This is a genomic window from Gilvimarinus gilvus (assembly GCF_030518155.1).
Lineage (GTDB): Bacteria > Pseudomonadota > Gammaproteobacteria > Pseudomonadales > Cellvibrionaceae > Gilvimarinus > Gilvimarinus gilvus.
The window spans coordinates 1-521 of the sequence record NZ_JAULRU010000377.1; the positions used below are offsets into that span (position 1 = coordinate 1).

Consider the following 521-nt stretch of genomic DNA (forward strand, 5'->3'; position numbering starts at 1 on the left):
CTCAGCGGTAGCGGCGAGCCAGGCGCCAGCGTGCAGGTGCGCAATGCCGCGGGCACCCTGCTGGGCAGCGCTCAGGTCAACGACGACGGCACGTTCAGCGTGACCCTGACCCCAGCACAGGCCAATGGCGAAGTGCTGGACATTCGCCTGGTGGATGCTGCCGGCAACATTTCCTCGCCACTGCAGTACCAGGCGCCAGACACCACTGCCCCGGCGCAGGTCAGCGATATCGTGGTCGGCGCCGATGGCCTGGCCTTGAGCGGGCGTGGCGAAGCCGGCGCTACCGTGCAGGTGCGCGACGCCAACGGCACCCTGATCGGCAGCGGCGTGGTGACCGCGAACGGCACCTTCCTGCTCGACCTCGACCCGCCCGCGTTGCCGGGTGAACGCCTGAGCCTGGTCCAGACCGACCCGAGCGGCAACGCCTCGCTGGCCCTGGACTATGACGTGCCGCTGGTAACCGTACCGCTCAGCCCAAGCGACCTGGTGGTTGCCGAAGACGGTACCAGCGTCAGTGGCTC

General features: G+C 68.9%; 1 protein-coding gene. It reads left to right on the forward strand.

Annotated elements, in window-relative coordinates:
• Positions 1-30: 30 nt before the first annotated feature.
• A partial coding sequence (locus QWI17_RS06590) for an Ig-like domain-containing protein (RefSeq protein WP_302721741.1) occupies positions 31-521 on the forward strand: 491 nt, incomplete at its 3' end.